We start from the raw sequence: 13528 nt of genomic DNA on the forward strand, positions 1-13528 counted from the left end.
AGAGAAGGACGAGAATGATCAAGTCATTCTCGCTCTCTTTTGTTGTTTCATTTCGTTTTACTTAGATTTTTCCAGGATTCTTACTTCATATACATCCAATGTCAGATCACCTGTGACTTCTTCACCACTCACCAAGTCCTTAACCTTATCATTAAGACTGATAGGTTGTTTCTCCTCAGTAAAGTTCATTACAAACAGGTAATCACTTTCAGGTGCCTGCCTTACTTGCACAGATACACCTTTACCATGTTTTACTGTTTGAACAGGTTTAAGCTGAAGCTCATCTATTAGCTCTTGGTAAAAGTCGTCATGGAATTGAGGGTCTAATCGTCCGCCAATATAGTAGGATGCACCTTCACCAAAGTTGTGTCTCGTTACAGCAGGTGTCGTTGCATAGAAATCTTCTTCATATGTTCCATCTACAGTTGCTGTATTCACATCAATGACAGTTGCATAATCCTTCAACTCATATGACTGATTACGATATGTGACACGGTTACGATCCTTTGGATATAACGTATCTGTTTCAACAGGCTTCATTCCGAATATCTCTTGTAAATCTTTGTGCCATCCACCTAAATATGTGAGATCATGTTCATTCACAATACCACTAATATAGGTCATGACTAATTTTCCGCCATTTTGTACAAATGTTTTCAAACGAGCAATCGTATCTTCACTAACTAAATAGAGCATCGGAACAATTAACAATTTATAATGAGCAAAATCCTGTTCCTTCGTAATAACATCAACAGGGATATCTTTTTCCCAGAATGGACGATAATGCTGCTGTAATGTTTGTGGATACTGCTTTGTTTTTAAACCGTATCCTTGCGCATCGTTGATAGCCCAATTGCTTTCCCAATCATAAAGGATAGCAACATCTGCAGGACGGTTTGTTCCGACAATATCAGATAACTTTTCTAACGTCTGCCCAACCTTTGCTACCTCTTTAAATACACGGTTTTCTGAGCTATTGTCATGATCAACAACAGCACCGTGGAATTTTTCGGATGAACCGCGTGACTTTCTCCATTGGAAATACAATATACTATCCGAGCCATGTGAAATCATTTGCATAGATGAGAGCAAATGCATTCCCGGACGTTTCGCTTTATTCACTTCATGCCAGTTTACACCACTTGGCGTTGATTCCATTAATAAGAACGGCTGTTGCTTTAGGCTTCTGTATAAATCATTAATAAAGCCTACTTTCATAGCTAAATCTGCTGTGCTTTCCCAGTCATTATGCCAAGCAGGATAGGCATCCCAGCTGATGACATCCAGATGTTTAGCAAACTTACTATAATCAAGTGATTGAAACGGTATCAGGTCAAATGTATCAGCCATAAAGTTTGTTGTGATCGGAATTTGTGGTGTGATTTCTCTTAACGGTACAATTTCATTTTTATAAAAATCAATGGTTTGATCTGTTACAAATCGACGCCAATCTAAATTTAAGCCATGCACAGCACTTTCACCAATCGGAGACGGTGATTCAATTTGTGACCAATCACTGTACGTATGACTCCAGAACGGACCCCACCATGCATCATTTAATGCTTTAAGGTCATTGTTATATTTTTCTTTTAGCCAATTGCGAAAAGCACGTTGACACTTATGACAATGACATTCCCCACCATATTCATTCGAGATATGCCACATCAACAAGCTTGGGTGATTACCGTACCTTTCAGCTAATAGTCGATTCATTTGCCCGGTTTTCTCACGATAAACTTCAGATGTAAAACAGTGATTATGTCTTCCGCCATGAAGCTGTTTCACTCTGCTGCCATTCACACGTAGAACTTCAGGATATTTCTGAGACATCCAAGCAGGACGGGCACCACTTGGAGTAGCTAAGATGAGCCGCCCTCCAATACCATGGATGTTTTCAAAAATTTGGTCTAACCATTCAAAGTTATAAACTCCTTCTTCCGGTTCTAGTGCACTCCACGCAAAAATACCGACAGAAAATGTATTTGTATGTGAAAGCTTCATCAACTCAATATCATCCGCTAAGATGTCAGGTCTATCTAACCATTGATCAGGGTTATAATCTCCGCCGTGAAGCATAAAGTTTGCTTTTGTTGTATAAGTCTTTTCAACCTTTGACATAATTCTCTCCCTCTAAAAAGAAATTTCTTATCCTTTTGTTCCACCTGCTGTTAAACCTGATACAAAGTTCTTTTGTAAAAGGATAAAGATAATGGCGATTGGAATACTGATTAAAATTGCTCCTGCCGCAAACGTCGTATAGCTTGCTCCCATTACATCGTTAACTAAGTTATATAAACCGATCGGTAATGTATAAGCTTCGGGAGATCTCAAAATGGTAGAAGAGAGAACGAAATCTCCTAATGGGCCAGTAAATCCATTCATCGCAACTACTGCTATCATTGGTCTTGATAATGGCATAATAATTTGCCAGAAAATTCTTGTATTGCTTGCCCCATCGATCATGGCACTTTCATCTAAATCCCTTGGAATCGAATCCATATAGCCCTTCATCAAATACGTATTCATTGGGATTTGCCCACCGATATATAAAAGAATTAATAACCAATGGCTATTCATCATTCCTAAAATCTGCGCAAGGACAAATAACGCAATTAAAGCTGAAAATTGCGGAATCATTTGCAACAATAAAAATAGTGTCAATGCGTTTTTTCTTCCTTTAAAACGGAAGCGAGAAAAGGCATATGCAGTAAATGAAACACTTAGAATCGTTCCAATCATTGTAAAGACACTAATTTTCAAGGAATTTAAATACCACTGTCCATATTGCAAGCTTTCTTTTCCTGCAAATAATTCTTTATAGTGATCCAGAGTCGGATTTTTCGGGATGATTGATGTACTAATTAAACTATTCCCAGGATTGAAGCTTGCACCAATTGTCCAAAGTAAGGGATAAATGATGATAACAGCCATAAATGCTAAAATTGTATATGAAATTAGGAGACTGATCGATTTTTTTCTCTTCATGTTTGTCAGCATCACTTAAGCCCCCTCTTTAAATGAATTGGTTCTTCTGAATTGCCATAGTGCGATCGCAATGACAAAGACTGATAAAAGAATTGTTAATGCTGCTGCTAAAGAATATTGACTTGACTGCATCGTCAATTTGTAAATCCAAGAAACTAATATATCTGTTCCACCAGCTGTTGATCCAGGAACCGCAGGACCTCCGCCATTGAATAGATAAATAATATTGAAGTTATTAAAGTTAAAGGTATATTGCGTAATAATAATTGGTGCCATAGCGATTAAAATCATTGGCAATGTAATATTTTTAAATTTCGCGAACATTGATGCTCCATCAATTGTTGCCGCCTCATATAAATCATCAGGGATTGATTGAAGGACACCAGTTGTTACTATAAAAATATAAGGGAAACCCAACCATCCCTGCATTAGGATAAGGGCTACTCTTGACCAGTTTGCATCTGTTAACCATGGAATTGCATCGATTCCAAATGCAGCAAGAATATCGTTATTCACTGCACCAAAGCTATCATTAAATAAACCGGCAAAAATTAAGATGGTTACAAATCCAGGTACTGCCCAAGGCAACACTAAGATTGTACGGAAGAACCTTTTAAAACGGATTTCTTTTTGATTCACTAATACTGCAAGGAAAACACCTAAGCTAACCTGAAGTGTAGAAGCTACCAGCGTCCAGATAACTGTCCAAGCTAATACATCAAAGAACGTTGCACGCCAAATATCAACTGTGAAAATTTCAGCAAAGGTTTGCAAGCCTACCCAATCAGCTAGATTAGCAGGTGGAGAGTGATATAAGTCGTAGTTTGTAAATGCTAATGCAAAACTAAATAGAATAGGGAAAATAACCGCAAAGATTAAGATAAACAAAGATGGGCCACTAATCACATAAGGATATCCTTGTGAAATCAGATTATAGTACTGCTCTTTCAAAGAACTTAAACCTTTGTTTTCATCACGTAATTTACCATTTCTAAACGCGTCACGTAAGTTAAGATAATAAACAGCTAGACCAAAGCATGTAACAATCAATGCGATAATCCCCTCTGCTAAAAGAAACACAGAGTTATCACGCGGCACCTCTGTACCTAACGTAAATAAGCCCCAAAATCCCATATTCAACAGATCTCCGAATACAACAAAGAACGACACCCCAAGAATAAGGAACATAAGACCTTTTATCCATTGCTTATTATAGAATTGGCCAAGGCCCGGAATGATTGATAATAGTAAGGCTATTCTACGATGTTGCACTATTTTCACCTCTTTATAAGACCGGACATCAATTGATTTTCACAAACTGTGTCCTTATAGTAAATGGTGTCAAACATAAGCATTGTTTGACACCATTATTCATTTCTACTTATTTACCGCCATGTTTGGCTTGGATTTGTCCTTGAATCGTTTCAACCGCTTGGTCTAACGCTTCTTTTGGCTCAGCTTTGCCTGTTGCAATTGTTTGTAATGCTGCATCTGCAGGTGTCCAAACTTCATTCATTTCAGGGATGTTTGGTGTTAATTCTGCAAATTGAGACTGCTCTGCAACAGCTTGAGCTGCTTCACTTTCAGCTACAACCGGATCATCAGCTAAAGCTTGTACAGCTGGAACTTCTTTTGTTACTTCAAATCTTGTTTTAGAGTTTTCTTCATTTGCAACGAACTCTACAAATTCTTCAGCAAGCTCAGCATTCTTTGAATAACTGCTTACATTGTAGCTTTTTACTCCAACAAATGAACTCATGTTTTCACCGTTTGCTAACTCAGGTAATTTCGCTACACCAAAGTTTACTCCAGCCTTTGTGAATGGATCGATATTCCATGGACCAGAGATAATCGCAGCTGCTTTACCTTCTGTGAACAATGACTCTAACACATTGATTCCCTGCTCACCGATAATACCTGCCGGGAATAAACCTTCATTATAGAACTTCTGAATATACTGAGCACCTTCAACAGATCCTTCATTATTTAAACCAATATCAGAACCATTAAATCCGCCGTTTTCATCAGTACCAAAAATGTATCCGCCATATCCGCTCAAAACACTTTGGGCATAATAAATTTGATCGAATAATGCCAGGAATCCGTATTTTTCTCCATCTGTCATTTCTTTAGACAGCTCGTACCACTCATCTAAAGTTGTTGGCAATTCTTCTTCTGATACAAGATCTTTATTATAATAAAGCATTGTTGTTTCTACTGCTTTCGGTAATCCATAAACCTTGTTGTCTACTTTTTGTGATTGCATAGCAACTTCTGTATAAATAGATTGAACATCCTCAGGAACGTCCAATTCTTTAATTAATCCTTCTGTTACAGCTGTACCAATTTGGTCACCAGGCATTGTTAAAACATCCGGACCTGTTCCGGCTGGACCATCTAAACGTAGATCCTCGATTTGTTGGGCATATGCTTTTTCTACAACTTTTACTGTTACATCATGTTCTTCTTCAAACTTCGCAACAGCATCTTCAATCCCGCCTGCTTTTTCAATATCTTCCCAAACTAGTAAATCGTATTCTTTGTTTGTATTTGCTTCCTTTGAACCTGAACCTTCTTCACTGCTTTCCTGAGGTCCACAAGCAACTAAAGCTAAACTTAGTGCGATAGTACTAATAATACCAGCATATTTTTTATAACTCTTCATTGAAAATCATCCTTTCAAGTAAGTTTCAAACATTCTAGGTGAAAGCGTTTCACAAGATAAATATATCACCGTTTAGAAAATATGTAAATAAATATTTTACTATTAATAGGTAAAATATTTTACGAAAACAAGAAAACCTATTACTTTTCTACTAATCACAATGTTAAAAGCTCCAAAGCGACAAAAAAAGAGCAATCCCCACTATTACATGGTAGATCGCCCTTTAAACTTCATATTATTAGTTTGTACTTTTTCTAATGATTAACTCTGAACCAATATACAATGTTTTTACAATCTTCCGTTTCTCCAACACTCTTTCCAACAGAAACTCAATAGCATTCTTGCATATCTCCTTCATATCGATATCAAACGTAGTTAAAGGAGGAGATAAATACTTCGCAACGCTAATATTATTAATACTTACGATACTCACACGATTTGGAATCGCAATTCCTTGTTCATTCAATGCCTGCAGGCAACCTACAGCAATTGGATCACCAGCAACAAAAAACGCCGTCGGCAACTTACCATCAAGTTTTTCAATTGCCTGACTCATTAAATTATAGCCATTTTCAACCGAAAACCCACGATGACAATAAATATAATGTTCCTGCAGTAAACCTTTTTCCTGCATATATTGCCGGAATGTTTTCTCACGTATATCCATTTCATCTTTATCAGTATTCGGATTATGATAAGTACCGCCCACAAAGCCGATATTTTCATGACCTTTTTCAATTAAGAAGTCGACTGTTTTCATCGTAATTTGAGCTAAGTCAGGTCTCACAGAATCATAGTGATTCGGGTCCGGCGTTGTATCAATAAAGACTCCATTCGGCGTCAGTCCTCTCAGATGTGCCAGCTCTTTATCAGAAAAAGTCCCAACCGCTAGAAAACCTTCTATGTTTTCAGGTATCGCATTAATCCCATCTGTAATTTTGTAAGTAGTTAGCTCAATATTATGTTTTTTCGCATACTTCTCTATTTCCAGCCTCATCGATTTAAAATACACATCTTCAAGTTCTTCTTTATCTGTTAACCAGTATAAAAAAGCAATATTTTTCACTATTGGCCTTACTGTTTTTTTACGATAATTTAATTTCTCTGCTGCTTCAAAGATCTTTTCACGTGTTTCATCCGGTACAGAAAGGCTTTGATCATTATTCAGCACACGGGAAACTGTAGAAATCGAAAACCCTGTTTCTTCAGCAATATCTTTTATTTTCGCCATTCCAACCACCCCTTTTCACTTCAAAACAAACTAGATGCTATATAAAACCAAAATGAGATACGAAATCTTTTAGTAAAATATTTTACTTAATTTTTACCTATTTTCCTTTAAAAGTCAAGGGGCTTATATTAATATTTTCATTTCTACTTTAAATAAAATAATAATGATTAAGACCTACAACTAAACCATCATCTTGAAATAAATATTTTAAAATGATAACGCTTTACTTATCTTCCATTATTATAATAGAAAAGTTTGATTTCAATCTATATAAATTTTTAATAAAAACTTACATATTTTAAAGAATTCGATTTTTTATCAAACAAAAGGGCCAGCAAAAAAAGCTACCAGCCCAAGATTATTATGTAAAACACTTACAAAGATAATGATAAACTCCATCTTCGTCACAAGTGAAATCAGTCACATCACTAACCATCTTTTTTATCCGATCAGGTGCATTTTTCATTGCTACTGGATAGCCAACAGATTGAAGCATTTGGATATCATTATCACTGTCACCAATAGCCATTACTTCTTCTATCTTTACATTAAAAGACTCTATCATCTGTTGAATGCCAGTTGCTTTATTTACATTTGCTACCATAACTTCTACATTATGCTCTGATGAAACTGACATGGTAAAATCGATTTCTCGCTTTAATTGTTCAAGCTCTTCTTTCCAATGATGAATATGTTCCTTTGTTCTGGCAAAAAAATAAAATTTTGAAAACTTATCCCCCGACACTTCTGTTTCCCAAGATATTTCTTCCTTAATCGCTTTTTTACGAGATAACCATTCATTAATCCCAACACTATCAGGCTTTGGATCTTGAATTTCATCAAGCATATATCGTTGATCCTGCATTAAAGATATTCGCGCTGCCCGATAAGGAAAAAGCTCATAGTATACCTTATTAACCCTGGCTCTTTCAATAAGAATATCAACTAACTCCCGGGATAACGAATGTTCAAAAACTGCCTCACCGTCTATATAACCCGCCATCCCATTCGAGGATATCACACCATCAACTTTAAATCCTTCAGGAACTATTTCCTCTATTTCATCATGTGCTCTACCGGTTGCAATGAAAACATATATTCCTTTCTCCCTTAATTTATCGATTATTTCTTTTGTTAAAATACTGACTTTATTTTGATGATTTAATATCGTTCCATCCATATCTAAAAATATGGCTTTAGGGTTTAATTGCAAAGAAAATTCCTCCTAATAAAATTCTACTAATCAAGTATATCGCTTAGTGAATGAATTAGGAAATGCCTGTCTTTCTCAACCTATCTCTCCCAAATAATAAGAAAAGGAACAAGTTCTATACCGATTATTCCCCTGACTTGCACCTTTCCCTTTCTTCATTCATTTCATTAGATTAAGCTCGATAAACTCTCGCTTCAAAAGGCTTTAACGAGAATTGGTCAACATCCCCATGATTCTCAACCTTATAGTTTGACAGCAGTAATTTCTCACTGGAAACAGAGATTGAAAACTCTCCTGTTTCTGCCGTTTCATCTGTAAGATTTGAGATAATAACTATCTTTTCATTCTCCAATGTACGAGTATAAGCATAAATTTGAGGATGATTCTCTAAGAGCAAATCATACACCCCATACGTAAAAACATCATGACTCTTTTTAAGCTTTATCATGTTCTTATAAAAATTTAAAATTGATCCTTTATCTTTCAGCTGATCCTCTACATTGATTTTTTGATAATTATCATTTAACCCAAGCCATGGTGTTCCTGAAGTGAAACCAGCATTTTTTGCTGAAGACCATTGCATCGGTGTTCTTGAATTATCACGACTTGACGCCCATATAATAGACATGATGTCTTCATGTGCTATACCTTCTTCACGCTTATAGCGATACATATTCTTATCTGCAACATCGTTATATTCATCAATAGAAGCAAATTTCACATTCGTCATTCCTATTTCCTGACCTTGATAGATGAATGGTGTTCCCTGCATCAAAAAGTACATCGCTGCTAATGCTGTTGCACTTTCATACCAATATTTTGTATCATTTCCCCAAGTCGAAACCCTTCGCGGCTGATCATGGTTTTCAATAAACAAAGCATTCCACCCTTTATTTTCAAGAGCCTTTTGCCATTTTGTAAGGGCTGTTTTTAAGCCCACGATATCGAGCTTTTTCTTTTTTTCTGCACTCCATAGACTTAAATGCTCAAATTGGAATACCATATTAAACTTTCCTTTTTCTTCTCCAATCCACTCTTCTAAATCTTGCTCATTCTCTACTTTGACTCCATTTGCTTCACCGACTGTCATAATATCGTACTTCGCAAAGGTTTCTTCTTTTAATTCCTTTAAGTAAGTATGGATACCTTCAACATTCATATGTTTATCGAAAGACGGTACATATTTTAATCCTTTTGGATTGGGCATATCTTTTAGGCCCTCTTCTTTATTAATATGACTAATGGCATCTACGCGGAAACCATCAATACCTTTATCAAGCCACCAATTGATCATATCGTATAATGCATGACGGACCTCTGGATTCTTACAATTGAGATCAGGTTGTTTTGTTGAGAAAATATGCATATAATACTGCTTTGTTTCCTCATCAAATTCCCATGCAGATCCGCTGAAAATACTTTCCCAGTTATTCGGTTCTTTCCCGTTTTTTCCATCTCTCCATATATACCAATCACGCTTTGGATTGTCCTTAGAAGAGCGGGACTCAACAAACCAGGGATGTTCATCACTTGTATGATTTATTACTAAGTCGATAATCAGTTTCATCCCTCTGTCATGTACTTCTTTTAATAATTGATCAAAATCAGCCATTGTCCCGAATTCATCCATTATGTCTTGATAATCACTAATATCATAGCCATTGTCATCATTAGGAGATTTGTACATCGGACAGATCCAAATCACATCGATTCCTAAGTCCTTTATATAGTCAAGCTTAGAGATAATTCCTTGTAAATCACCAATCCCATCTCCATTTGTATCCATAAAGCTTCTTGGGTATATTTGATATGCTACTGCCTCTTTCCACCAATGTTTCTTCATGATGATTGACCTCTCTTTTTCAAATTTATATATAAAATTTCAATATTATCACTTAAAAATTAAAGTTATCTTTGCATACATTGTTATTATTTAATCTATTAAAGTTGAAAATATAGTTCGTTCCATCGCGCTCCAGACACTTGCTTTCTGCGGGGTCTCAGCCTTTCCTCTACTTCCCGCAGGAGTCAAGTGTCTTCCGCGCCATTTCACTATAGAGTAATAATATTACTCATGTGCAATAATCTTCGCGAAACCAACCAAGATAAAAATTTAGATATTATGAGTTCCTCTTTGCGCACAAGATTTTCGTTCAATAAACTTAGTTGGGATCGTAATTCTTTTGGCCAGCATGCTTGGTTCCCTAATTTTTTCAATTAAGCAATTTGCCGCTTGGTATCCCAGCTCATAAGTAGATGTATCAACAGATGTTAGCGACGGTTTGGAATGCTCTGATAACATTAAATTGTTAAACCCAACAATTGAGATATCGTTAGGAACAAGCAGACCAAGCTTTTCTAAATGACTAGTAGCCTCATATGCAACCATATCATCCATTGTTACAATTCCAGTTGGAGGCGATGACAGCGCCATTAGCGATGTAACAGCTGCTTTAATACTGTTTTTTGTTGAATCTTCCTGCACAATAAATTCAGAGCGAAAGGCAATACCAGCTTCTTCTAATGCTTTTTTATATCCATTAATGCGATCAAGAGTAACGACAAACTCTTTACTTCCACCTATAATCGCAACATCTCGATGTCCTAATTGAATAAGATAATTTGTCACTTGCTTTGTTATATAAATATTGTCATTATCCACAAATGTCACTCTATCCTCATTTTCATAAGGCCTTCCTACAACAGTAAATGGAAATTGACACTCATGTAAGTATCTCATTGATTGATCATTCACGCGTGAATACAACATGACGATACCATCTACTCGTCTCCCTTGGACCATTGAAACAATTTCTTCATGAATCTCCTCTTCCGTAGAACCTGTGGATAGATATATGCCGAATAGGTTTTCGTGAGCATTCATACTGATTCCTCTTAAAACCTCCGGGAAAAATGGGTTTTGAAAGGCATGATATGTAGAATTAGGCATAATGACTCCTATTGATTTTGAGCTCTTTGATGCTAAGTTTCTCGCCTGAAAGTTAGGGTGATACCCTAATTCCTCCATAACTTCCCGAACGCGTCTTTTTGTTTTTTCACTAATTCTTGGATTATTCGCAATCACCCTTGAAACAGTAGATGGTGCTACATTTGCCAACTTTGCCACATCTTTAATCGTAACCATATCAAAACCTCCTTTCCCAAAAAGTATAAGAATCAGGAAATACTTCTTCTTAACGACCATTTATCAAGTTTGAGAAGTTCGACTTCTCCATCTGAAAAAAATTCAATTCCTGTCGATTGTTCACCAGGATAAATTCTTGCCGTCATTACTTTCTCACCATTTTGGATAAAGACCTCTACTGATGATTTATCCAAAAACAATGTAAGCTGTAATGTTCCCTTATTTAGTTCAACTGGTGCTTTTCGTTCACCACCAGGTCCCTTTCCAGAATGATCACGATTAAGAGTCAGTTTTTGATTTTGACAATCAAACGTTAACATTGTTTTTTCGGTACGTGCTGTATCCATACGAAGATTGATCCCGAATTGTGATGCTTGCTTCATATCAAGTAATATATTCAACTCTAAGCAATCACCATCAACACCTTCAAAATTTCTGCTTCCATCCATTAACACGTTAGAATATGAAACCTGATTAAAACGCAGAGCTTCCAATTCCGGAGCAGGAACACATTTCACCCGATGCTCTTCAATAGACATGATACGAGGGATCGTAATAGCTCCTGCCCAATCATACTCTTGTTCAGACATCTCACTTTCCCACATCGCCATCCAACCTACTAAAATCCTTCTTCCAAGATGATCTACAGTTGTCTGTGGTGCATAAAAATCAAACCCATAGTCCAAGATCTGAAACTGATCAAATTGGAACTTACCCTGTTTTAAGTCCAATTTCCCCAACACATAAACCGATTGATGCAAATTGTGATATAAATCCCCCTCAGGTTTCACTCCCTGTGGTGACATAACCAACACATCCTGCCCATATAGAGAAAATAAATCAGGACACTCCCACATGTAGCCCGTATTTCCAGTTCCTCTTGCCATCACATTAACAAATTCCCATTTTAATAAATCTGGTGAACGATAAAGCAATACCTGCCCAATTCGCTCCTTTGTTTGTGAACCTAATACACAGTAGTAATAGTCTCCTTCTTTCCAAACCTTAGGATCTCTAAAATGAAATGGATGTATATCACCAGAAGGTGCTGCTTCTATCACAGGATTTTCCGCTATTTTTTCAAAATGAATACCATCATCACTAACAGCCAAACATTGGACTTGTTTCAAATCCTTGTCCTGGTCAGGGCCTGTCCACCTATTACCTGTATAAAACAAATACAATTTTTCATCTTTTTCAATCGCACTCCCTGAAAAACACCCATCAATATCATACGGCTCACTTGGAGCTAAAGCGATCAGGAGGTGTTCCCAATGAACCAAATCTTTGCTTTTAACATGTCCCCAGTACATCGGACCCCATTTAGGTGAATATGGGTGATGCTGATAAAACAAATGGTACTCCCCATTAAACATTGAAAATCCATTTGGATCATTCATCCAGTTTGCTTGCGGCATCACATGATATTGCAAACTCCACTCATGATCAGACACACTTTTCTCATACTTGTTCAGTTCTTCATGAGCTTTCTCTATCATTTCTTGGTGCTTTTTCATAATTCACACTCTCCCATCGATATGACCTTTTACTATAATGCTTGCTTGACCTTCAAATAGAAACTAAAGAAGGAAGAAAAAGAGATAAATGCAATGAGAGACATCGAAAAGAAAGGAATGAATGGAGGCACCTTCACTAAACTTGTATATCCAATTAACAAACTACTCAATACAATAATAATCGTTAAAATAGGCCTTCCTACAGTTAAAATAAGGGCATTTTTCAATGTACCTAGTACAGTCATATTATAGTGGGCATTCACAGAAAAAAAGTTAATCGTTACAACAAACAACATAATTCCCATCAAAAGAAATACCATGAGCAGAATGACATTTTTTCGACTGAAATAATAATAATCGACCAACCATATCATCCAGAGTAAAGACATGATACATCCTGCCGCAAAGCTTTTCTTATAATTCTCTTTATAAAATCTTATAAAACCACTAAATAAGGGAGATTGATCTTCTTTCATGACCAGCCACTCTCTAACGGAAGAAAAAAGGGCAGCTGTTGAAGGGAATAACATAATCGGAGCGAGTATAAATAGAAGCAAATATAAGACTAGAACAACACCCATATCTTCTGCAAATAGTAGAATAAAGCTAATAATCATGATTGGGAGATTACTTAGAAACCATAAAATATTAATCATTCCCAGCCTCATAATCCATACACTAAGATAATGAAGACCACCCACAAATCCTGATTCTCTCAATTCATTCACCTCCAAGAAAAGATATACAGGTCTACAAACTCCAAGTACCATCT

At 36.4% G+C, this 13528-nt stretch carries 10 protein-coding genes; all 10 read right to left on the reverse strand.

The features are described from left to right. Positions 1-57 precede the first annotated feature (57 nt). The 10 genes from LC095_RS13485 to LC095_RS13530 all read right to left on the reverse strand — a co-directional run bounded on the left by LC095_RS13485 (position 58) and on the right by LC095_RS13530 (position 13475). Entirely contained in the window at positions 58-2121 is a 2064-nt protein-coding gene (locus tag LC095_RS13485) for a beta-galactosidase (RefSeq protein ID WP_226528712.1), read from the reverse strand. A 24-nt stretch (positions 2122-2145) separates the two neighbouring features. Beyond that, entirely contained in the window at positions 2146-2997 is an 852-nt protein-coding gene (locus tag LC095_RS13490) for a sugar ABC transporter permease (RefSeq protein ID WP_139367306.1), read from the reverse strand. A gap of 3 nt (positions 2998-3000) precedes the next feature. Next, positions 3001-4257: a sugar ABC transporter permease gene (locus LC095_RS13495; protein WP_226528637.1), complete on the reverse strand. Its 1257-nt coding sequence runs from the start codon at positions 4255-4257 to the stop codon at positions 3001-3003. 109 nt (positions 4258-4366) lie between these two features. Next, entirely contained in the window at positions 4367-5650 is a 1284-nt protein-coding gene (locus LC095_RS13500) for an extracellular solute-binding protein (protein WP_226528638.1), read from the reverse strand. Positions 5651-5888: 238 nt separating this feature from the next. Continuing rightward, positions 5889-6881 carry a LacI family DNA-binding transcriptional regulator gene (locus LC095_RS13505; protein ID WP_226528639.1) on the reverse strand — a complete coding sequence of 331 codons (993 nt, stop codon included), beginning with the start codon at positions 6879-6881 and terminating at the stop codon, positions 5889-5891. Positions 6882-7242: 361 nt separating this feature from the next. Further along, positions 7243-8094, reverse strand: coding sequence for an HAD family hydrolase (locus tag LC095_RS13510; protein ID WP_226528640.1), 852 nt, complete (start codon positions 8092-8094; stop codon positions 7243-7245). A 172-nt stretch (positions 8095-8266) separates the two neighbouring features. Then, positions 8267-9937 carry a glycoside hydrolase family 13 protein gene (locus LC095_RS13515; RefSeq protein ID WP_226528641.1) on the reverse strand — a complete coding sequence of 557 codons (1671 nt, stop codon included), beginning with the start codon at positions 9935-9937 and terminating at the stop codon, positions 8267-8269. Positions 9938-10207: 270 nt separating this feature from the next. Continuing rightward, positions 10208-11239: a LacI family DNA-binding transcriptional regulator gene (locus tag LC095_RS13520; RefSeq protein WP_226528642.1), complete on the reverse strand. Its 1032-nt coding sequence runs from the start codon at positions 11237-11239 to the stop codon at positions 10208-10210. Positions 11240-11271: 32 nt separating this feature from the next. Next, the gene (locus tag LC095_RS13525; RefSeq protein ID WP_226528643.1) at positions 11272-12756 is read right to left on the reverse strand and encodes a glycoside hydrolase family 32 protein; all 1485 of its coding nucleotides are present in this window, start codon (positions 12754-12756) and stop codon (positions 11272-11274) included. Positions 12757-12788: 32 nt separating this feature from the next. Further along, entirely contained in the window at positions 12789-13475 is a 687-nt protein-coding gene (locus LC095_RS13530; protein WP_226528644.1) for a YesL family protein, read from the reverse strand. Positions 13476-13528: the final 53 nt, after the last annotated feature.

This window comes from Metabacillus niabensis, from assembly GCF_020524345.1.
Lineage (GTDB): Bacteria > Bacillota > Bacilli > Bacillales > Bacillaceae > Metabacillus > Metabacillus niabensis_B.

Coding starts and splice junctions, on each gene's coding strand:
- LC095_RS13515 (WP_226528641.1), bottom strand. CDS start 9,937: ATGAAGAAACATTGGTGGAAAGAGGCAGTAGCATATCAAATATACCCA.
- LC095_RS13505 (WP_226528639.1), bottom strand. CDS start 6,881: ATGGCGAAAATAAAAGATATTGCTGAAGAAACAGGGTTTTCGATTTCT.
- LC095_RS13520 (WP_226528642.1), bottom strand. CDS start 11,239: ATGGTTACGATTAAAGATGTGGCAAAGTTGGCAAATGTAGCACCATCT.
- LC095_RS13490 (WP_139367306.1), bottom strand. CDS start 2,997: ATGCTGACAAACATGAAGAGAAAAAAATCGATCAGTCTCCTAATTTCA.
- LC095_RS13500 (WP_226528638.1), bottom strand. CDS start 5,650: ATGAAGAGTTATAAAAAATATGCTGGTATTATTAGTACTATCGCACTA.
- LC095_RS13525 (WP_226528643.1), bottom strand. CDS start 12,756: ATGAAAAAGCACCAAGAAATGATAGAGAAAGCTCATGAAGAACTGAAC.